At 50.7% G+C, this 20,326-nt stretch carries 18 protein-coding genes and 1 pseudogene; 14 read left to right on the top strand and 5 right to left on the bottom strand.

The features are described 5' to 3' along the window. The first annotated feature begins 1 nt into the window (after position 1). From ACCI49_RS16885 to ACCI49_RS16855, 7 genes are all read left to right on the top strand, one after another. Positions 2-2,431, top strand: a complete 2,430-nt coding sequence (locus tag ACCI49_RS16885) for an endonuclease/exonuclease/phosphatase family protein (RefSeq protein WP_371840283.1) — start codon at positions 2-4, stop codon at positions 2,429-2,431. 187 nt (positions 2,432-2,618) lie between these two features. Continuing rightward, positions 2,619-3,299 (top strand): Bax inhibitor-1/YccA family protein, encoded by a 681-nt coding sequence (locus ACCI49_RS16880; RefSeq protein WP_371840282.1) that lies wholly within the window; start codon positions 2,619-2,621, stop codon positions 3,297-3,299. Between the two features lie 65 nt (positions 3,300-3,364). Beyond that, positions 3,365-3,757, top strand: coding sequence for a sulfurtransferase complex subunit TusD (tusD, locus tag ACCI49_RS16875; RefSeq protein ID WP_371840281.1), 393 nt, complete (start codon positions 3,365-3,367; stop codon positions 3,755-3,757). Positions 3,758-3,759: 2 nt separating this feature from the next. Then, positions 3,760-4,122: a sulfurtransferase complex subunit TusC gene (gene tusC, locus ACCI49_RS16870; RefSeq protein WP_371840280.1), complete on the top strand. Its 363-nt coding sequence runs from the start codon at positions 3,760-3,762 to the stop codon at positions 4,120-4,122. A gap of 1 nt (position 4,123) precedes the next feature. Further along, on the top strand, positions 4,124-4,417 hold the full coding sequence (tusB, locus tag ACCI49_RS16865; protein WP_371840278.1) for a sulfurtransferase complex subunit TusB: 294 nt from the start codon (positions 4,124-4,126) through the stop codon (positions 4,415-4,417). Between the two features lie 9 nt (positions 4,418-4,426). Then, positions 4,427-4,762: a TusE/DsrC/DsvC family sulfur relay protein gene (locus tag ACCI49_RS16860; RefSeq protein WP_371840276.1), complete on the top strand. Its 336-nt coding sequence runs from the start codon at positions 4,427-4,429 to the stop codon at positions 4,760-4,762. Positions 4,763-4,951: 189 nt separating this feature from the next. Beyond that, a complete protein-coding gene (locus ACCI49_RS16855) occupies positions 4,952-5,977 on the top strand; it encodes a Gfo/Idh/MocA family protein (RefSeq protein WP_371840275.1) in 1,026 nt (341 codons plus the stop codon). Positions 5,978-6,058: 81 nt separating this feature from the next. Here the strand turns inward: ACCI49_RS16855 and ACCI49_RS16850 are convergent, their stop codons facing one another. Continuing rightward, positions 6,059-6,463, bottom strand: a complete 405-nt coding sequence (locus ACCI49_RS16850; RefSeq protein ID WP_371840274.1) for a secondary thiamine-phosphate synthase enzyme YjbQ — start codon at positions 6,461-6,463, stop codon at positions 6,059-6,061. A gap of 54 nt (positions 6,464-6,517) precedes the next feature. Here ACCI49_RS16850 and trmA point away from each other — a divergent pair, with 54 nt between their 5' ends. Continuing rightward, on the top strand, positions 6,518-7,606 hold the full coding sequence (gene trmA, locus ACCI49_RS16845) for a tRNA (uridine(54)-C5)-methyltransferase TrmA (protein WP_371840273.1): 1,089 nt from the start codon (positions 6,518-6,520) through the stop codon (positions 7,604-7,606). Positions 7,607-8,148: 542 nt separating this feature from the next. Continuing rightward, positions 8,149-8,949: an IclR family transcriptional regulator gene (locus ACCI49_RS16840; protein WP_371840272.1), complete on the top strand. Its 801-nt coding sequence runs from the start codon at positions 8,149-8,151 to the stop codon at positions 8,947-8,949. 53 nt (positions 8,950-9,002) lie between these two features. On the opposite strand, the gene ACCI49_RS16835 is transcribed toward ACCI49_RS16840, so the two are convergent. The 3 genes from ACCI49_RS16835 to ACCI49_RS16825 form a co-directional block, all read right to left on the bottom strand. Then, positions 9,003-10,433 carry a coniferyl aldehyde dehydrogenase gene (locus ACCI49_RS16835; RefSeq protein WP_371840271.1) on the bottom strand — a complete coding sequence of 477 codons (1,431 nt, stop codon included), beginning with the start codon at positions 10,431-10,433 and terminating at the stop codon, positions 9,003-9,005. A gap of 65 nt (positions 10,434-10,498) precedes the next feature. After that, on the bottom strand, positions 10,499-11,626 hold the full coding sequence (locus ACCI49_RS16830; protein ID WP_371840270.1) for an acyl-CoA dehydrogenase family protein: 1,128 nt from the start codon (positions 11,624-11,626) through the stop codon (positions 10,499-10,501). 27 nt (positions 11,627-11,653) lie between these two features. Then, a complete protein-coding gene (locus tag ACCI49_RS16825; protein WP_371840269.1) occupies positions 11,654-12,853 on the bottom strand; it encodes an acyl-CoA dehydrogenase family protein in 1,200 nt (399 codons plus the stop codon). 479 nt (positions 12,854-13,332) lie between these two features. Between ACCI49_RS16825 and ACCI49_RS16820 the strand changes: the two genes are divergently transcribed. From ACCI49_RS16820 to ACCI49_RS16800, 5 genes are all read left to right on the top strand, one after another. Next, positions 13,333-15,210 (top strand): acyl-CoA synthetase, encoded by a 1,878-nt coding sequence (locus tag ACCI49_RS16820; protein ID WP_371840268.1) that lies wholly within the window; start codon positions 13,333-13,335, stop codon positions 15,208-15,210. A 59-nt stretch (positions 15,211-15,269) separates the two neighbouring features. After that, a complete protein-coding gene (locus ACCI49_RS16815; RefSeq protein ID WP_371840267.1) occupies positions 15,270-16,472 on the top strand; it encodes a 3-oxoadipyl-CoA thiolase in 1,203 nt (400 codons plus the stop codon). A 46-nt stretch (positions 16,473-16,518) separates the two neighbouring features. Then, positions 16,519-18,621 carry a 3-hydroxyacyl-CoA dehydrogenase NAD-binding domain-containing protein gene (locus ACCI49_RS16810; RefSeq protein ID WP_371840266.1) on the top strand — a complete coding sequence of 701 codons (2,103 nt, stop codon included), beginning with the start codon at positions 16,519-16,521 and terminating at the stop codon, positions 18,619-18,621. A gap of 81 nt (positions 18,622-18,702) precedes the next feature. Next, positions 18,703-19,677: a DMT family transporter gene (locus tag ACCI49_RS16805; RefSeq protein ID WP_371840265.1), complete on the top strand. Its 975-nt coding sequence runs from the start codon at positions 18,703-18,705 to the stop codon at positions 19,675-19,677. Between the two features lie 21 nt (positions 19,678-19,698). Next, positions 19,699-20,142, top strand: coding sequence for a PaaI family thioesterase (locus ACCI49_RS16800; protein ID WP_371840264.1), 444 nt, complete (start codon positions 19,699-19,701; stop codon positions 20,140-20,142). 33 nt (positions 20,143-20,175) lie between these two features. Here the strand turns inward: ACCI49_RS16800 and ACCI49_RS16795 are convergent. Continuing rightward, positions 20,176-20,326 (bottom strand): annotated as a pseudogene (locus ACCI49_RS16795) (IS256 family transposase); the annotation flags it as partial.

Genomic DNA, 20,326 nt, shown 5'->3' with positions numbered 1-20,326 from the left:
AATGTTAAGCCGCATTGGACTTTCCATCAGGCGCTGGCGCCGCCGCTTCAGTCGCAGCGAGTGGATCGCCTCCCTGCTCGGGCTCTCCACCAGCGGACGCCAGCCCCACGCACCGGGCCTGATACTGATCCAGATCGACGGGCTGGCCTACCCCGAGCTGCTCAAAGCTCTGGCCAGAGGGCGCATGCCCTTCCTGAAACGGCTGATCCGCAAAGAGCACTATCGCCTTGAACACATGTATCCAGGTGTGCCTTCCACCACTCCCGCAGTGCAAGCAGAGCTCTTCTATGGTGTGCGTCAGGCGGTGCCTGCATTCGGCTTTCTAGTTCACGAAACCCAGAAACTCGGACGCATGTACGACCCGGAAGTGGCTGCACTAGTGGAAAAACGAATCAACACACAACAACGCGATCCACTCTTGCGCGGCGGCAGTTGCTACTTAAGCCTGTTTCGTGCTGGTACCAAGACAGGCGAAGCCCACTTCTGTCCAGCGGACCAGGGCTGGGGCCCGGCACTGCGCAGCGCCAGTCCACTAACTATCTGCATCCTGTTGTTGACCAACTTCTGGAGCCTGATCCGCACCGGTGCGTTAATTGTGGTTGAGTTGATATTGTCCCTGGTCGACTGCATACGCGGGCTAATGCAGGGGCAAAACTTTATAAAAGAGCTGATGTTTATCCCTACCCGCGTCGGCATCACTATCCTAACGCGGGAATTCAGCACCATGGGGGCCAAGGTAGATATTTCCCGCGGCCTACCTATCATCTACGTCAACCTGCTTGGCTACGACGAGCAATCCCACCGCCGTGGGCCCCGCTCGGCATTTGCCCACTGGGTACTCAAAGGCATCGACGACGCTATAGCGCGGATTTGGCGCGCAGCACACACCTCTGACCGGCGCCACTACGATGTGTGGATATTCTCTGACCATGGCCAGGAGCAGACCCGACCCTACGAAGAGCTCTATGGTCGCAGCCTGGGTGATGCCCTGTCTGAGGTCCTCTCCGGGTTATCCAAGCCCCCGAGAATCGAGCCTGGCCACAGTAACCGCGGTGTCCAACTGGAGCGGGCCCGCCTCTTTGGCAGCGAATGGATGGACAAGGACGTATTGGAACAGGATCCGGAGCAAAGCGACGGCAAAACCCCGCTGGCGCTCACCGCCCTTGGTCCGCTGGCAATGCTTTACAATCTGGATCTCAACGATATCAGCCGCGAAGATGTAGCACGTCTGATAGTTGAAAAGGCGCACGTTCCGCTGGTGATCTACCGGGTAGACCCCAGCTCACCTTCCTCTCCAGTTCATGGCTGGTGGAGGCATGGCCCAGTGCGCCTACCTGAAGATGGTCGCAAACTGATGGGAGATGAACACCCCTACCCCGACCAGGCTATCGCTGACATGATCAGCCTATGCAGCCACCCGGATGCCGGTGACTTTATGATGTATGGCTGGTGTTCAGGGGAGGAGCAGCCATTGACCTTCGCCATGGAGAACGGCAGCCACGGTGCCGCCGGGCCCAATGAAACCCATGCTTTTGCGCTCATGCCCGAGGATATCCAACCTCCTGACCCCCGCCTGGGCTACTGGCGGCCTCAGGACCTGCGCTCCGCTGCCAGGGCCTACCTGCGTGGTGCCCGGCCAATGAAGCTGGATGAACACAGTGCACCCGAGAAAACCCTTAGAATCATGACTTACAATGTGCACAGCTGCCGCGGTGTTGACGGCACCCTCTCGCCCCAGCGCATCGCCAGGGTGATCGCGCGCTACCGCCCGGATATCGTCGCCCTGCAGGAACTGGATGTGATGCGTGAACGTAGTGGTGGCCTGGACCAGGCAGAGCGCTTGGCACGACTATTGGCAATGGATGTCCATTTCCAGCCTGCGATCAATCTGAATGAGGAACGTTACGGCGACGCTATCCTCACTCACCTGCCAGTCAAACTGATCAAGAAAGGCATATTACCGGGTCCCCAAAAAGGCAAAGGGCGCTTATTTAACCCCGCCGCAGATGAGCCCCGCGGCGCTGTCTGGGTCGAGATTGAACACAACGGTAATAAGATCCAAATTATTAACACCCATCTGGGCCTTTCTCGCGCTGAGCGACTGCGACAAGTAGATGCCCTGCTGGGCCCTGAGTGGCTGAGTAACCCACGCTGCAAAGGGGAGCGTGTTTTATTGGGAGATTTCAACGCTCTACCAAATTCGGCGGAGTGTAAACGTTTAGGTGGCTACCTACACGATGCACAAGAGCAGGCTCCGCGACACACACCCAAGGGCACTTTTCTGAAAGTCCGTATCGACCATATTTTCTTAAGTGCCGGCATTGCAGTGAAGAAAGTGCGTATTCCACGCACCGCCCTCACCCGCCAGGCATCGGACCACCTGCCACTAATTGTGGATATCGAGGTGCCTTTCCGGCACAGGTCTCAGTAAAACACTTGAAAAGTACCCATAAGCCCCTATTAATAGCAGGAGAAGATTCGACTTAAACCTTGTAAAAGTTATGGTTTTTCGAATAGAGAATCACTTGTGGCCCGCACTTAAAAGGGATATCCCGACTTGATGGTCCCAATCGCGAGCTATATGATTCCAATATCGTTTAAATAGCAGGAGTCGCTAAATGCAACCGCAAGCTTATACTAATACCCGCGCACTGGACCGCTCGGAATCAACGAAGGTGTTGCGCAATACCTATGCCCTATTGGCAATGACTGTACTCTTCAGTGCCGTTACCGCCGGTATCTCTATGGCCGTCGGCATGAGCCATATCATGGGGCTGGTATGCTCCTTTGGAGCTCTGGCTCTGATTTGGTTCGTACTACCACGCACTGCCAATTCCAGCGCCGGAATTGGAGTAGTTTTTGCTTTCACAGGCCTGCTGGGTGCATCCTTGGGCCCAATATTGAACCACTACCTAAATATGGCCGGTGGTGGCCAGATCGTAATGCAGGCATTGGGCACTACTGCCTTAATCTTCTTTGCTCTGTCTGCCTACGTGCTGACCACTCGTAAAGATTTCAGCTTTATGGGCGGCTTCCTGTTTGTCGGTTTGATCGCAGTGCTGGTTTGTATGCTGGGCGTCGTTATCGCCGGCCTTTTCGGCATCCATATGCCGCTGTTTAGCGTGGCCTTGAGCGGTGTTATTGCCCTGCTGATGTCTGGCTTTATCCTGTTCAATACCAGCCAAATCATCAATGGCGGCGAGACCAACTACGTAATGGCAACTGCGTCCCTTTACCTGAACATCTTTAATCTGTTCACCAGCTTGTTACATATTCTTGGATTTGCATCTGACGACTAAGTAACAACTTTGCTAGACTGGAAACAATGCCCCGCATAGCGGGGCATTTTATTATTTGACCCCCTATGAAGTTTTCCCTTGCAGTTTACTCTGCGCCCCACTCCTCCCAATCTGCAGCCAGCGCCTTGCGCTTCGCTAAAGCGCTGCTGGCCGAAGGACACGAAATTTACCGAGTGTTTTTCTATTGCGATGGCATCCAGATTGGCAACAACATTGCCGCACCTCCCCAAGACGAATCTAACCTGGCTAGGGAATGGCAAGCTCTGCAACGCGAATACAAACTCGACCTTGTAATTTGTATCGCCGCAGCCCAGAGGCGCGGCGTTTTAAGTCAGAGAGAAGCAGAACGTCTGGAAAGACCCTCGGCCAACCTCGCCGAAGGATTCGAGCTTGCAGGCCTAGGCCAACTGACCGACGCCGTAGCCAACTCCGAACGCCTGGTAACTTTTGGAAGCTAGTCATGGGTAACAAAACGCTCACCATATGCCGCGCCGCTCCTTATGGCAGCGCTCTCGCCCGTGAAGGCCTTGAAGCAATACTCGCTGCCGCCGCGATGGGGCAAGAGGTCGACCTACTGTTTCTTGGTGATGGGGTTTTCCAGCTTCTGGACAATCAATCACCTGAAGGAATCCAGCAAAAGAGCCTGCACCGTAACCTACAGGCACTACCCATGTTTGGGCCGGAACAACTCTATGTTTGCGCAAGCAGTTTGTCAGAGAGAGGCATTAACCCCAAGCAGATCAAAATTCCCGGAATAGACATCAAAGTAATCGAAAAGCCAGGTGCCTTGATCGCCTCTTACCAATGTGTATTGAACTTTTGATATGACATTACATCTAGTCAGTAAGTCTCCATTCAGCTCCAGTGCCTTATGTGATTGCATAAAATGCTTTGCAGAAGGGGATGTATTACTTTTGATTGAGGATGGCGTTTACGCCCTGCGCCATGGTGCTTTGCAGAAGCTACAGAACTCAGCAATTTACTGTTTGGAAGCCGATGCTAAAGCGCGTGGCCAACAAGAGTTAACGGCAATAGTCTCTGGTGTCACAATGATTGACGATGCGGGCTGGGTAAAACTCTGTACTCAGAATACTCCCATCGTCAGCTGGTTCCGGTAAAAGTAGAGAATGAATCATTTAGAAGTTAATGGCCGAGAAATTCCCCTCGATAAAGAGGGCTACTTGCGTGACCTCAACGACTGGAGCCCGGATGTAGCAGAACAGCTGGCAAAAGCTGAGAGCATAGAGCTAACAGATGCCCATTGGGAGGTTATCGAGCTATTACAGGATTTCTATCGCCAATTCGAACTGTCCCCCGCCATGCGCCCTCTGGTGAAATTTGTCGGCCATAACCTGGGGCCGGACAAGGGACGCAGTATCTATTTAATGCAGCTTTTCCCACCGAGCCCGGCCAAGGTCGCCAGTAAAATCGCCGGCCTACCAAAGCCCACCAACTGCCTATAGTTGCCAACTCCTTATAATGAGTTACGAGAAGCCAGGTCCCTCTTTAGCGGCCTGGCAACACGTACACCTAATCGACTCTCAAGCACCCACTACCCCGTCTTCCAGAACTTTGCTCTACACTGCGCTTCAGGGGCACCATCCAAGTTAATTCACTGCTCACCTCAGCAGGAAGCTCGGGAAACTTACTTTATGCCAGACATTCGATTCGGAATCATTGGCAGTGGCATGATTGCCGATATAACAGCCAGGGCAATCGATCAAGCCTCCGGGGCCTGTGTTGCTGCAGTCGCCAGTAAACACTTTACCAAAGCCAAGAAGTTTGCTAACGAACATAGCATTGCCACGGTTTACGAGACCTGGCAAAAACTTATCGAGGCCACAAATATCGACGCTGTCTATGTTGCAACTCCCACCACCAGTAAGGAAGAAATAAGCCTGGCTGCGCTAACAAATGGCAAACATTTAATCAGTGAAAAGCCCTTTCTCAACAGCGCATCAGTGCGCAAGATGGCCGATCAAGCCCTGTCGGAAGGGCTTGCTTTTATGGATGCCACTCATTTCACTCACCACCCGAGGACCGCCCATGTCATACAGCAGCAAAAGAAGTCAATTGGGACCGTAAACCGTATACATACCGTTTTCTTCTTCCCCTTTTTGGAACGCGACAACATACGCTTCAATCCGAAAATGGAGCCTACCGGGGCGATCGGGGATATTGGCTGGTACTGCATGCGCGCAATCGTAGAGTACCTGCGCCCCACGGGACCAATACAGGCTGTCTCTGGAGCTGTGAAACACGACCAGCAAACAGGCGCAATCATCAGTGGCGCTGGGCTCATTGAGTTTTCCAGTAACCAAACCTCAACTTTTGAATTTGGCTTCGACGCAGGTACTTGCGCTATGGACCTCTGCATCCTTGGGGAAAATGGCCTGATTCAGCTCGATGACTTTGTACTGGACTGGAAAGATAGCTTTGTCTTCGACAATCCCGGGTACACCGCAGGCTTTACACTTCGCCAAGGCCTTGTATCACCAGAAGAATTCCAACATTTTGAAGTCGCAACCCAAAAACCTCAAACCGTATACATGATCGAGAACTTTTGTCATATGGTCACAGCCGGGGATATTGATCAGCGCTCAGCTGCTGCTGAACGTGCAACCCACACCCAGGAACTGCTAGACCAATACTGCCGCTCAGTTGGATTAACTCCATAGTTCTTCTCCATTTTCGCAGAAGAACTCATTGTACCCTTGAGGTTACGAGCTGTTGGTCACTGAATTGGGGGGGCACCACAGTCAAATATGCAGAATGACCCGTCGATCTCCATGATGATGGCGATGCTCCCAAAGATAGATACCCTGCCAGGTTCCCAGCATTAAGCGGCCACCCTGTATCGGAATTGAAAGGCTGGTTGCAGTTAGTGCGGACTTAATATGGGCGGGCATATCATCCGGCCCCTCCAGGGTATGGGTGTAAAGGCGATCATCCTCCGGCACCAGGCGATTCAACCATTGCTCGAGGTCTTTACGCGCACTAGGGTCCGCATTCTCCTGAATTAGCAGGCTCGCGGAGGTGTGCTGGATAAATAGCGTGCACAGTCCCTCGTCCACACCTTGCCTGGATACCCAGTCAGTCACCTGATTGGTAAACTCCTGTAGCCCCTGTCCGCGTACTCTGATTGCTATCTCACCTATTGCCATACGGATTCCTATATAATTCGCGCCTATTCCATCATTGAGACTACCGCATTCTATATGGCACTGTACCGCGTTAACACCGACGACTATCAAGACCAGCTGCACAAGAAGGCCCAACGCCTCAGCGAGGCTTACCGGGAATTCACCAGCCTGCAGCCAGAGCTGTTCCCCTCTCCCCCGATCCATTATCGGCTCCGCGCCGAGTTCAAAGTATGGCACGAAGGTGGAGTAGCTCACTACGCCATGTACCGCCAGGGCGAGTACAAAAAGCCGTTTATTATTGATGAGTTTACCGTCGGCTCGAAGCTCATGAACCAGTTGATGCCACAGGTCCTCGAAGCCATAAATAACAGCGAGGTGTTACGCAAGCGCCTGTTCTCCGCCGAATTTCTGACTACATTGAGTGGCGATGCACTGATCACCCTGATATATCACAAAAAGCTGGATGAGGAGTGGGCACAAGAAGCCCACGCCCTGCAGGACAAACTCGGCTTCCCTATCCTGGGCCGCTCGCGCAAGCAGAAGGTAATTTTGGAACGGGACTATGTCACCGAACAATTAGAAATCGATGGCAGACAGTACCTGTACAAACAAGTCGAAGGTAGCTTTACTCAACCCAACGGTGATATCTGTCGCTCCATGATCCTTTGGGCTAAAAGCGCCTGTGGCAAAAATGAAAGTGACCTGTTGGAGCTATATTGTGGAAACGGAAACTTCACTATTCCACTCAGTGAAAATTTCCAAAAAGTACTGGCCACTGAAATCTCCAAAGTATCGGTGAATTCCGCCCAGGAAAATATTCATGCTAATGGCGTTACCAATCTTAATATTGTGCGCCTATCCAGCGAGGAGTTTACTCAGGCCATTGACAAGGTACGTCCATTCCGCCGCCTCGCTGATATCGACCTCGATAGCTACAACTTTAATACTGTACTGGTAGACCCCCCCCGCGCCGGCCTGGACGAGGACACCTGCGCAATGGTGGCTCGATTTCCGCGTATTCTCTATATATCTTGCAACCCGGAAACTCAACTGGATAACCTCAAGCTGCTGAGTCAAACACATCGCATAGAGCGCTTTGCCCTGTTTGATCAGTTCCCCTATACGGATCACACCGAGACCGGCCTGCTACTGGTGCGCAAGTAGGTATAACGCTCTTTCAGACTTCAACACCTGTCGTATCTGTCATAAGAGTAAGAAAAAGCCGGCGAGTGGGTCACAAGCCTCTCGTCGGATTGACTTCCCAATACCGTCAATATTTTGAAGTTTTTCTTTACGAGAAGCTTTCAGGAGTTCAACTCCCCTTTTTGCGTACTCAAAGTGGAAACATAAACTGAGATCAGAAATATCCAATTGATCCCACACGACATTCTTTCTTATTTACTTCACTGCACCTTTAAAAATTACTATTTCGGTGTCTATCTATATCGAAAATGGGGACTGCAGGCTATAAAATTGATGAAAATGTAATTTTGAAAGGTGCTTTTCAATAATTGTATCGGCACTTGGTTATCAGCGACTGCATCAATTCTACACAATTGAGACCATACAATTACCAAGGCCCTAGCTCTCCACCAACCTGTGGCTTTTCCAGCAAATGAAATTCTCTGCCACCTCCTGATATATTTTTCTTCTGCCCTATGGGCAAGAATTGTATAATTATCAATACCTAAGCAGGAATTGAGTCCATGGTTTCGTTGAGCGACCTCCCCAGAAAGAAAGATAGCGAACCCGATCGCAAGTTTATCGAGGCTTTGGCCCGTGGCTTGGATGTACTCCGGGCTTTTCAACCTGGTGATGGTTTTTTAGGCAATCTAGAAATCGCCCAGCGTACTGGGCTGCCCCGCTCCAGTGTTTCTCGGCTGACCTACACGCTCACCAGATTGGGCTATTTGACCTATTCAGATCGTATGGAAAAGTATCAACTGGGCAGTGGAGTGCTGGCCCTTGGTTATGCCTTTGTCTCCAATCTCGCCATCCGTCAGATAGCCAAGCCCTTAATGCAGGACCTGGCAAATACGACAGGTACTGCCGTGGGCCTGTCCGACCGCGACCGGCTCGATATGATTTTTGTCGAGTTTTGTGCTCCCGCTAATGTTACTAGTTTTCGCCACGAAATCGGCAACCGAGTTTCCATTGCCAGCAGCAGCTCCGGACGTGCCTATTTGGCAGCACTCCCGCAAGAAGAGCGCGAGTTTTTTTACAGGCACCTGGAGAAAAAGTTTGGCGAGCAATGGGCTAAAGTCAAGGCTGGTATTGAAGAAGCTGTGACAAGCTATCAACAACGAGGGTTCTGTTGCTCCTTTGGCGACTGGAACCGCGATGTGAATGGTGTCGCTGTGCCCCTGCAATTAAGTCAGGGGCACATCTACACTTTTAATGCCGGCGGGCCCGCCTACCGACTAAACCCCGATTTTCTGGAAAGTGAAGTCGCCCCATTATTAAAAAACATGGTCGGAAATATTGAGGCTATGCTGATTCGCTACTAGCGACTACTCACTGGCTAGGCGGCCGATGCCGATAGACAGCATGATCAAAGATATCAAAGTTTAAAGCGCAGTAAAAAGCTGAAAATTTTATCGAACTGCGGGCCGTAAGGCGGACGCAACCTTCCTGCTGATGACTTCCTGGCCTGGGTGAAAATTGGACGTAATTTTGAGAACTCCAGAAATCCTTCATAGGCATGGTACTGCCCCATTCCACTGGCTCCAATGCCACCGAAGGGCAAATCTGCCTGGGAAACGTGCAAAGCGCAGTCATTAATGCAGGTACCACCAGACAGTGTATTTTTAATGATCATATCCTGCAGATGCTCATCGTTACTGAAAATATATAACGCCAAAGGCCGGTCACGATCATTAATGTAGTCCAATGCTTCAGCAAGTGTCTTGTACGTGATAATAGGCAAGATGGGACCGAATATTTCCTCCTGTAAAAGGATCATTTCCTCAGTTGGGTTTAACACTAGGGTTGGAACAATTTTTTGCAGGGACTCACTATTTTCTGTATCTAACAGCGGAAGAACCCTCGCTCCATTTACTCTCGCATCTTGCAGAGAATTGCTTAATCGGTTAAATGCCTTTTTATCAATAATCGACGTGAAATCTTTGGTCTCCAGTGACGGGTACCACTTCGGCACCTGTTTTTTAGCAGTCTCAATAAAATCAACCAGTTTTCCTTCCGGTATCAGGAGATAGTCCGGTGCTACGCAAGTTTGCCCGGCGTTAAAGAACTTGGTACTCAGTATACGTTCCGCAGCAATACTCGCATCAAAGTCTTCACACACTATGGTGGGTGACTTGCCGCCTAATTCCAAGGTTACCGGTGTCAGGTAATCTGCAGCTCTACGCATCACTGTTTTCCCGACTTCACCGGAACCAGTGAAAATCAGGTGATCATAAGGCTGAGCAGTAAATTCTGTAGCACTCACCCCTGGTAGTATGGCCACCAGGTCTTCCGTAAAATATTTCTCAAATAAATGATGCAATAAAGTACACAGGCCCTGTGATTTAGCTGCCATTTTGATCATACAGCGGTTACCCGCTGATAAAGCGCTGACTAATGGCCTCACAGAAGTAAGCAGCGGGTAGTTCCAAGGGGCAACAATAGCGACCACCCCTTTCGGCTGAGGCAGCACTCGATTCTTTGTACCTCTGAGCAACAGAGGTACGTGGCGCTTCTGAATCTTCATCCACTTTTTCAGGCGCTTACAAGTGTATCGAATTTCTTCGATACACCCGTAGATTTCTGCGATCTTGGTTTCCTGAATTGCACGGTTACCAAAATCCTCACTAATGGCTTTTGCAATTGATTCCTGGTTTTCCAGTATTAACTGCTCTAGCTTACGCAGGTTTTCCAAACGCTCTTGAAGACTAGGGTAAGGGTTTTTACGAAATGCACCTCGCTGCTGCTGGAAGATACTCTCTACCTGACTTACCGCAGCAGTCTTTTTTCGATCAGCAACCATATCCATAGGTATCTGCCCTCAATAAGTCACAGCTAAAGAGTGATCCGAAGCCTTACTCAATTCGTTCAGGATTAATGTCCAGCAAATCGCAAAGTGTGGAAATCAGTACTGCCAAATATATACTGAACCGTTGTTAAACGCTTAAAAAAGTGACCTACATCCAACTCTTCAGTTACCCCAATACCGCCATGTAACTGTATAGCCTCCTGCCCTATTAGCCGAGCTGCTTTACCGATGCGGCTTTTCGCGGCGGAAACTGCCTTCGGCGCAACACCCTTATTGGCATCCATCTTTAATGCGGCCATTAACAAAACGGAGCGAGCCTGCTCATATTCAGTAAACATGTCCACCATCCGGTGTTGTAGTGCCTGGAACTTGCCGATAGCAACACCAAACTGCTCACGAGTCTTGGTGTACTCAACAGTTTTTTTATAGATTTTCTCCATGGCACCAACTGCTTCTGCACACAATGCCAATGTGGCTCGGTCTATAGCCTTCCCAATCACTGGTAAGGCCGTTCCCTCCCCTCCAACCCGGTTAGCGATAGGGACTTTCACATTGTTAAATTTTATTTCGGCCGCACGGTGCCCATCCACGGTCGCATACTCATGCCGATGAAGCCCCGCTGTATTGGTATCTACCAGCAATAAAGTAATCCCGTCGCAATCTTGCTGGGCGCCGCTAGTACGCACAGATACCAGCAATTTGTCTGCCGCCCCGCCGTTGAGAACAACGGCTTTGTGTCCGTTCAGGATGTAACTGTCACCATCCAGCACAGCAGTCGTCGTAATATCAGCAAGGTTGTAGCGACTCTGGGGTTCGGCAAAGGCAAAAGCCAGCTGCAGCTGCCCCTCTATCAACAGCCCCAAAAGCTCCCGCTTTTGTGCTTCACTGGCACCATCAGCAATTAAACCACCACTCAACACTGCGCAGGCCAAGAAGGGTTCCACCACCAATCCGCGGCCAAACTCCTCCATTACCACCATCAGATCTACAGCAAAACCACCAAGGCCACCATCCTCTACTTTAAAAGGCACCATTAGCCAGCCCAACTCGGCAAACAGCTGCCAGTTTTCCTGGCTGAAGCCAATATCGCTATTAACTATTTTACAACGACGGTCAAAGTCATAATCCTGCTGAATAAACTTGCTTACGCTGTTTTGCAGCAGCTGCTGCTCTTCGCTATAGGAAAAATCCATCGCTCCAATCCTCATTAGACGCTGCGTTTACAGGCCAAGCACCCATTTGCTAATAATGTTTTTCTGAATTTCATTACTACCACCATAAATCGACGATTTGCGGTTATTTAGGTAGCGGGGCACACTACTGGAAATTACTCCAGGACCCACCCACTCGCCATCAAACCCGCTCTTAAACTGCTCTCTGACAAATGGCATTCCATAATAGCCAGCAGTTTCCATATAAAGTTCATCAATGAATTGAGCGATTTCTGTCCCTTTTATTTTCAAGATTGACGATTCCGGCCCTGGCGCTTTACCGGTACTCACCGCTGCAAGTGTACGCAGTTCGGTAAATTCCAGACCCAGCAGATCAATTTCGACTTCTGCCAGTCTTTGTGCAAAAGCTGGATTTTCCAGCAGGCTAGCACCGCCATCACAAGTCTCACTGGCCAGTGTTTTTAAAGTCTGTAAGCGTTTTTTGGATGTGGCGACCCGGGCAATGCCCGTCCGCTCATGGGTTAACAGTACCTTGGCATAGGTCCAGCCTTGACCTTCCTCCCCAATACGATTTGCCACAGGCACCCGCACATTGTCGAAGTGCACTTCATTAACTTCATGGTGGCCACCCAGAGTTATAATTGGCGACACGGTAATACCGGGGTGATTCATCTCGATCAGCAAGAAGCTAATGGCTGCCTGGTTCTTAATCTCAGGCCCTCCGGTGCGGACCAGGCAGAAAATCCAGTCGGCGTATTGCCCCAAGGTGGTCCAAGTTTTGCTGCCATTAACGACGTATTCATCACCCTCACGTACTGCAGTGGTTTTTAATGAGGCCAAATCGGAGCCTGCATTTGGCTCTGAATAACCCTGGCACCACCAGACATTGCTCGCCAGAATATCGGGGAGAAACCGTTGCTTTTGCTCCTCGCTGCCATAGGTAAAGATAACCGGGGCGACCATTTTTAAACCAAAAGGAATCACATCAGGTGCACCAAAGTTGGCACACTCATTGGCCCAAATATATTTCTGGGTTGGCGTCCAACCGGTACCACCATACTCCATCGGCCAGTTGGTAGCGGCCCAGCCCTGCTCATACAAAATTTTCTGCCAGCGAACAAAGCTCTCCTTATCTAAAGGAATTTCTTTAAGGGTCCTTTCTCTGATATCCGCGGGCAGCTTCTCTTGCAGGAATTGCTGAACTTCCTGCTGGAAAGCCAATTCTTCAGAGGAAAAATCTATATTCATTCGCTTGCTCCTATTTTTATCGGTGCGATGATTAGCGATTTTTATAGCTAACTTTTGTCACCCTATGCGCGATCCCCCTGCGCTAAGTTTTCGGACGTTCCCTTGTACAAGCGGAACAAACTTTCAGTTGCCACCCTCGATAGACTCTCCCTTCTGCTGCGGGATTATCCGAAGCGCAACTAATTTATACCTCCCAAAGCTCTATATTCCGGGGATATCTGATTTAGATATTTGGCACCTTTAGAGTTATCGCATCCCACATAAGTCGCATAATTCGACAGTTTAAAAAACTTGAAGGCTGGAACTATTCGCAAATGGCGCGCTTATCTTTTTTATGTTCTTAATTCCGCCATTTTATCGAATAGCCCTTCGGTCACTAATCAATACACAAAACACTACCATCTAATTCCGCAGAGTGGAATGCTGAATTCACTTTTGATATGGTCATCACCATAATAACCAAAGTGAGAGAAGCCCCCATGTCTATCACGCCTAATCAAACCTCCGGTCCAATGCTGCAATCACTTGCAGAAATCCAGGCTTACGAAAAAGTACCACTGTCACAGCGTTATCCGTGGGAAAATACTTTTGACCTGATCCGGCAAGCAGCCCGCCTCTACCAGCATGATGCTGCAATTGAATTCCTACCCACTGCTGCTCTAGATGAAGAAAGCGTGACAGTGAGTTTCACCGAACTATCGGAGCGAGTTCACCAAACTGCCAATTTGCTCCACTCTCTCGACGTTAAGTCGACAGATACCGTCACTTTATTGCTACCTAACCTGCCGGAAACCCACTTCGCGCTTTGGGGAGGACAGGCCGCTGGCATTGTCAGCCCCATCAATCCCCTGCTGGAGCCCGAGCATATCGTCGAGATAATGAATGCCACTAAAGCGAAAGTGCTAGTCAGTCTCGGACAAGATCTCAGTGAGGAAATATGGGAAAAAGTAGTGCAGGTCATTGAGCGGGTTCCCACTCTAGAGACACTACTACTGATAAGTAAAAAGCCCACAAATTCTGTGCCCGTACCTGCCGATATCCTGGTGCATAACTTTGGCGAGGCAATTGCCCGGCAGCCAAATGATCATTTAATTAGCGGACGCACTATCCAAGGGGATGATATCTCCAGTTATTTTCATACCGGGGGTACTACTGGACGACCGAAAGTCGCTCGCCTGACTCATAGTAATATCGCCTTTATCGCGCAACTGAATGCAGACACAACATCGAGTAAAGGGCGCTTCACCACCCTGAATGGTCTCCCGTTATTTCATATCTTCGGTACGGTAGTTGCCGGTATTGGTTCCCTGCTCGCCGGACGCACGATTGTCATCATGACTCCCAGCGGGTTTCGCTCTCCCAACGTACTCCCCAATTGGTGGCACCACGTCGCCCGCTATCGCGTGAAGGGCTTCGCCACCGTGCCCACTATCCTGGGCGTCCTGTTACAAATCCCCGTAGGTGACAATGACATCAGCTGCCTGACAGACATTGGCTGCGGAGCCTCCATACTCCCCGTCGGCCTTAAAGCCGCCTTTGAGCAAAAATTCAATGTCACTATTAGCAACGGCTACGGCATGACTGAATCCAGCTGCCTTTTGGCCCGCCCGCCCACAGATATGCAGGCTCCCGAGGGCAGTGTCGGCCGGAGACTGCCCTATATGGAAATGCAAATAGCCGAAGTGGACGGCAATCGGCTGATTAGAACTTGCAACACTGGCGAGGTAGGTATTGTGCTCGCACGGGGGCCGCATATTTTTTCAGGTTACCTCTCTGAAGAAGACAATGCCAAAGCCTGGGTCGATAACACTTGGTTTAACACCGGCGATATGGGGTACCTCGATGGGGATGGCAACCTGTTCCTGACCGGGCGCGCCAAGGACTTGATTATTCGTGGCGGCCATAATATTGACCCCGCCTTGATAGAAGAACCACTGTCCCGCCACCCCGCTGTTGCCATGGCCGTAGCAGTTGGCCAACCCGATGCTTATGCTGGGGAGGTCCCAGTGGCTTATGTCACTCTTTACCCTTCAGAAAACCCGCCTACCGAGGAACAACTTATTGACTATTGCCGCGACCAAATTTCTGAACGTGCGGCTATACCCAAACGGATCGAAATTATTGATGAGTTTCCGCTTACCGCAGTAGCCAAAGTATTTAAACCGGCCCTGCGCAATCGTGCTACCGAATATGTGATTGGCCAAGCGCTTGCGGACAAAAGTATCGCTGCCAAGTTTTCTGCTCATTTTGACGCCTCGCTTGGCCAAGTTGCAAAAGTTCAGCTGCAACAAAATTCGAGTAAAACTGCAGCAGAGGAAGCTCTGGAAAATTTACCTGTAGCTTTGGAGTTTGACTAATCACGAAGATTAATCAGAGGCTAACTGCTACTAGAAAATCAATTAGTGGATAATTGACTATGCCACATGCTTATATCTATGACGGCGGCCGCAGTACTTTTGGTCGCCACGGGGGTAGCCTTTCCAGTACCAGGCCGGACAACTTGCTCGCGCATGTTATTAAAACCCTGATTGAGCGTAATAATTTCGATTCTCTGCAATTTGAGGATGTGATCGCAGGAAATACCAACCAGGCCGGGGAAGACAGTCGCAATATCGCCCGCTTTGCCGGATTACTTGCTGGACTGCCGATCTCCACTGGCGGGATTACAGTAAATCGCCTGTGTGGTTCCGGCCTATCTGCCGTCGCAGATGCCTCCCGCTGTATTCAGGCCTCGGAAGGTGAGTTGTTTATTGCCGGTGGTGTTGAGTCCATGAGCCGCGCTCCCCTGGTCCTTTCCAAAGCGAATTGCGCCTTTGATCGCACCCAGGAATTAGCAGACACAACCCTTGGTGCCCGCTTTACCAATCCTGACATTGTTGCGGAATTTGGCAGCCATACCATGCCGCAAACCGCCGATAACATTGCATCAGACCTGAATATTCAACGAGAGGAATGCGATGCGTTTGCCCTAGCCTCACAAACCAAGTATGAAGCGGCTCGTGCTGATGGTTTCTTTGTCGATGAAATTATTCCCATTGAAGTGCCACAGGGTCGAAAACAACCACCACGTCTTATCGACACCGACGAGCATCCCCGTCCCGGCACAAGTCTTGAACGGCTACAAGCACTAGGCACGCTTTTTGAAGGCGGTGTGGTCACTGCTGGCAATGCGTCCGGTATCAATGATGGCGCCGCGGCATTGATTATTGGCAGTTCAGAGGCCGGCCAAGCTGTAGATATCAAGCCCAGGGCACGAATTCTCGCCAGCGCCATTGCGGGTGTAGAGCCGAGGGTTATGGGGCTAGGCCCGGTCCCGGCTACCCGTAAAGCCCTGGCTCGCGCAGGCTTGGATCTTGCGGATATGGATGTTATGGAGTTTAACGAAGCTTTTGCAGTGCAGGCCATGGGCTGCCTGAAAATGCTCGAGATTGATTACGAGGATCCACGGGTTAACCCCAACGGTGGCGCTATTGCCGTTGGTCATCCCCTCGGTGCCAGTGGGACCCGTATTCTGCTCACAGCTCTACGCCAGTTGGAGCGCACCGGCGGCCGCTATGCACTGGCCACCATGTGTATCGGTATCGGTCAGGGAATCGCCGTAGTTATAGAACGCATATAAACACTACCGGAACCAACTTATAGTCATTTAATAACTGGAGATAACAATGTCTACCGTAAATTATGAACTCATTGGCGATATCGGTGTTATTCGGTTAAACAATCCACCCGTTAACGCCCTCTCTCATGGGTTGCGCGAAGGCATCTGGGGAGCGATCAAAAATGCTCAGGAAGATGCATCCAAAGCACTGGTTTTATTGTGTGAAGGTCGCACTTTTATCGCCGGTGCGGACATTACAGAATTTGGCAAACCACCACAAGCACCCGGGCTATCCGAAGTTATTACGGAAATTGAAAACTCATGCAAACCAGTGATTGCCGCCATGCACGGTACTGCACTGGGCGGCGGCTTTGAGGTGGCGCTGGCCTGTCACTATCGCTGTGCCCTGGCATCAGCCAAAGTTGGCCTTCCCGAAGTAAAACTGGGGTTACTGCCCGGCGCTGGTGGCACCCAACGTACCCCGCGCTTGGCTGGCGTTGCCGCAGCACTGGAACTGATCACCAAAGGCAGTCCAATCCCGGCCGCAAAAGCCGAAAGCCTTAAACTTATAGACCGGGTTATTGACGATGATTTATTAAAGGGCGCACTGGCCTTTGCCCGTGAACTGATCGACCGCAATGCCCCCCCACGCCGGGTCAGGGATATCGTCATAGATCCTGCCAGTGTGCCAGAGGGTCTGTTTGATGACTTCCGTCAGCGCCTGGAGAAAAGAGCGCGTGGCCAGCTCGCACCACAACATATTGTCACCTGTATAGAGGCCGCCGTTCATCAGCCTTTTGATGAAGGGCTTACAAAAGAGCTGAATCTGTTTATCGAGTGCCTGCTCTCCAGTCAGTCCGCCGCTTTAAGGCACTTGTTTTTTGCCGAACGGACTGCGACAAAAATCCAAGGATTACCTAAAGATACTCCCACCAGGGAAATTAAAAGTGTGGGCATCATCGGTGGCGGCACCATGGGCGGAGGCATCGCGATGAATTTCGCCAATGTTGGCATTCCGGTCAAGCTGCTAGAAATCGATCAAGCCGCCATCGAACGTGGCCTGGCTGTAATCGACAAGAATTACAATATTACCTTGAAGAAGGGGAAGCTTACAGAGGCCCAGAAAACACACTGCCTCTCGCTCATTGAAGGTACAACCGACTACGCTGATCTGGCAGAAGTAGACCTGGTCATTGAGGCTGTATTTGAAAATATCGAACTCAAGCAGGAAGTTTTTGCCAAGCTGGATCAATTCTGCAAACCAGGCGCTATTCTCGCAACTAACACTTCCTATCAGGATATCGACCAAATTGCAGCTGCCACCAATAGGCCTGAAGATGTTATTGGGCTGCACTTCTTCAGCCCGGCCAATGTTATGAAACTGCTTGAAGTGGTTCGCGGTTCAAAGAGTGCCGATGACGTTATTGCCACCGCGATGCAACTGGCAAAAATCATCAAAAAAGTTCCCGTACTGGCTGGTAATTGCTTTGGCTTTATCGGCAATCGCATGGTGCGCCCCTATGGCCGTGAAGCTCAATTGTGCTTGATTGAGGGCGCAACCCCGGAACAAATTGATACCGTAATGCAATCCTGGGGCATGGCGATGGGCCCCATGGCCGTAGGAGACCTGGCCGGCCTGGATATCGGCTATAAAGTGCGCCAGGGACTGAACGAGGCGGAAAAAGGCGACCCCAAAACCTACTGCATTGCCGATGCCCTGGTGGAAATCGGACGGCTTGGCCAAAAGAGCGGAGCCGGCTACTATCGTTACGACCCCAAAACCCGCGCTCGCAGCAGCGATCCGGAAGTGCTGGCATTGATTGAGGCACAAGCAGAGGCCCATGGGATAGAGCGTCGGGAAATCTCCGACGAAGAAATCCTCAATCGACTCACATTCGCCTTAATTAATGAGGGAGCCAAGATCCTGGAAGATGGCACAGCCCAGCGCCCCAGTGACATCGATGTTGTGTATGTTTACGGCTACGGCTTCCCCCCCCATCGCGGTGGCCCTATGCATTATGCTGACAGTATCGGCTTGGCAAAAGTCTACGAATCTATCTGTGCATTCCGCGACCAACACGGTGAAGCCTACTGGACACCAGCACCTTTGTTGACTCGACTGGCGCAGGAAGGGAAAACATTTGCAAGCTGGACTAACGATCAACACTAATGCACTCTAACAGGGGGAAATCTACAACTGTCGATTTCCCCCTTTTTTTCTGTTTTGATGTAACCCGTTATCGACGGCACCATGAGAAATCCCGACACCTCAGTAGAGCCGGAATTGCCGGTAAATTCTGTCACGCCACAGATGGTACAGGCCCCGCCCAACACCGCCGAAGCCGCCCTTCAAAAAAATAACTGGAAAGGCATCGGCTTCGCACTTGCCACAGCCTTGGTAGCCAGTACTGCCGCGGCAGCGAGCAAATGGATATCTCCTACAGTACCCGTCCCATTGATAGTGCTCAGTCAGTACAGTATCTGTCTACTCCTGCTAATCCCCTGGCTGGTACGCCAAACACCCCAGCAACTCGCAACCCGACACTGGAAAACCCACCTACTGCGCGGCTTCGCAGGCTGGCTCTGTTTTTTCACCTACTTTTCCGCACTCAGCCGGATCTCCTTGATGGAGGCAGGTTTGTTGCGCAATGCTGCTCCTATTTTTGTTCCCCTTGTTGCCTGGATCTGGACCAGCGCCCAGATACCTGGAAAACATTGGCTCCCAATCGTACTCGGGCTACTAGGTATTACCATGATTCTACAGCCTGATATTAACGGCATCAGTAGCGGCCACGGCTTTGGCCTGCTTTCAGGACTAACTTTGGCTGCCTCCATGGTAGGTACACGTATATTGTCGCGTACTGACCGATCCAGCCTGATTCTCTTTTACTATGTCCTGATATCACTCGTCTGTAGCCTGCCTCTGGGTATCTACTATTGGCAGCCAGTTCCAATATGGACCCTACCTTATTTAGCTTTTAACGGGGCTTCCGTATTCCTGGCTATATGGCTTTACACCAAAGCCTACAGTTACGCCAAACCCAGTGTGGTATCCCCTATTAGTTATTTTGGGGTAGTGATTTCCGGTATTCTCGGCTGGTTGATTTGGCAGCACATCCCTAACTCGATTGCGCTGATCGGAACACTGATTGTTATCGGTGCAGGACTACTTACAGTGTACTTTTCCACCCACCAAAATTTCCCTGAACGGCCCACCGCTAATTAGTTTTCAATAAGGTAACATCCGATGGAATGGCAAGATAAAAAACAACCACCTTTTAATGATCACCTCGGTGTCAAGATTGATGAATGGCAAGAGGGCCATGTTGTGATCAGTGTCACCGCAAAACCAGAGCACCTTAACAGCCAAGGTGCACCTCATGGCGGCTTTATTGCAACCTTAATCGATATCGCTGGCTCCTACTGTGGGCTTTACTGTCCCTACCCAGACCGTCGGCGTAAAGCTCTGTCCCTTTCTATGAATACCAATTTTACCGGCCAAGCCAAAACCAACCAGCTGACGGCCATTGGCAAGCTGACCAGTTCTGGACGTAGGATTTATTACTCATATACCGAAGTGTATGACAGCAAGGGAACTTTAATCGCGACCGGCCAGATGACTATGCGCTATCGAAGTGGCAGCGAGAATCTGGAAGGAACTGTCATTGAAGATGACCCGATAGAAAATTGAGTTATTGTCAATTCTGGTGTTTAGCCAGTCTGATCAAGCAGCGCTCTGATCGGTGGTTGTTGCTTCCTCTCCATCCGTGAATTTTACTCCGGTAATTACCTTGGCCAGGTAGTTAAAGCCCCGTAGTTTTCTCCATCTTTCTTCTGCGCACATGCCAAGCTTGAACAGCATGTGTAACATCCCC

This window comes from Microbulbifer epialgicus, from assembly GCF_041447265.1.
In the GTDB taxonomy this organism is placed as follows: domain Bacteria; phylum Pseudomonadota; class Gammaproteobacteria; order Pseudomonadales; family Cellvibrionaceae; genus Microbulbifer; species Microbulbifer epialgicus.
Note: the sequence above shows the minus strand (reverse complement) of the source record. Positions and strands in the feature narration are given on the sequence as shown.

What these genes read in the sequence shown, in the direction of transcription:
- trmA (WP_371840273.1), top strand. Translation starts at nt 6,518, where the DNA reads ATGGCACTGTACCGCGTTAACACCGACGACTATCAAGACCAGCTGCAC.
- tusB (WP_371840278.1), top strand. Translation starts at nt 4,124, where the DNA reads ATGACATTACATCTAGTCAGTAAGTCTCCATTCAGCTCCAGTGCCTTA.
- ACCI49_RS16830 (WP_371840270.1), bottom strand. Translation starts at nt 11,626, where the DNA reads ATGGATTTTTCCTATAGCGAAGAGCAGCAGCTGCTGCAAAACAGCGTA.
- ACCI49_RS16880 (WP_371840282.1), top strand. Translation starts at nt 2,619, where the DNA reads ATGCAACCGCAAGCTTATACTAATACCCGCGCACTGGACCGCTCGGAA.
- ACCI49_RS16860 (WP_371840276.1), top strand. Translation starts at nt 4,427, where the DNA reads ATGAATCATTTAGAAGTTAATGGCCGAGAAATTCCCCTCGATAAAGAG.
- ACCI49_RS16840 (WP_371840272.1), top strand. Translation starts at nt 8,149, where the DNA reads ATGGTTTCGTTGAGCGACCTCCCCAGAAAGAAAGATAGCGAACCCGAT.
- ACCI49_RS16800 (WP_371840264.1), top strand. Translation starts at nt 19,699, where the DNA reads ATGGAATGGCAAGATAAAAAACAACCACCTTTTAATGATCACCTCGGT.
- tusD (WP_371840281.1), top strand. Translation starts at nt 3,365, where the DNA reads ATGAAGTTTTCCCTTGCAGTTTACTCTGCGCCCCACTCCTCCCAATCT.
- ACCI49_RS16820 (WP_371840268.1), top strand. Translation starts at nt 13,333, where the DNA reads ATGTCTATCACGCCTAATCAAACCTCCGGTCCAATGCTGCAATCACTT.
- ACCI49_RS16885 (WP_371840283.1), top strand. Translation starts at nt 2, where the DNA reads ATGTTAAGCCGCATTGGACTTTCCATCAGGCGCTGGCGCCGCCGCTTC.
- ACCI49_RS16815 (WP_371840267.1), top strand. Translation starts at nt 15,270, where the DNA reads ATGCCACATGCTTATATCTATGACGGCGGCCGCAGTACTTTTGGTCGC.
- ACCI49_RS16805 (WP_371840265.1), top strand. Translation starts at nt 18,703, where the DNA reads ATGAGAAATCCCGACACCTCAGTAGAGCCGGAATTGCCGGTAAATTCT.
- ACCI49_RS16825 (WP_371840269.1), bottom strand. Translation starts at nt 12,853, where the DNA reads ATGAATATAGATTTTTCCTCTGAAGAATTGGCTTTCCAGCAGGAAGTT.
- tusC (WP_371840280.1), top strand. Translation starts at nt 3,760, where the DNA reads ATGGGTAACAAAACGCTCACCATATGCCGCGCCGCTCCTTATGGCAGC.
- ACCI49_RS16810 (WP_371840266.1), top strand. Translation starts at nt 16,519, where the DNA reads ATGTCTACCGTAAATTATGAACTCATTGGCGATATCGGTGTTATTCGG.
- ACCI49_RS16835 (WP_371840271.1), bottom strand. Translation starts at nt 10,433, where the DNA reads ATGGATATGGTTGCTGATCGAAAAAAGACTGCTGCGGTAAGTCAGGTA.
- ACCI49_RS16855 (WP_371840275.1), top strand. Translation starts at nt 4,952, where the DNA reads ATGCCAGACATTCGATTCGGAATCATTGGCAGTGGCATGATTGCCGAT.
- ACCI49_RS16850 (WP_371840274.1), bottom strand. Translation starts at nt 6,463, where the DNA reads ATGGCAATAGGTGAGATAGCAATCAGAGTACGCGGACAGGGGCTACAG.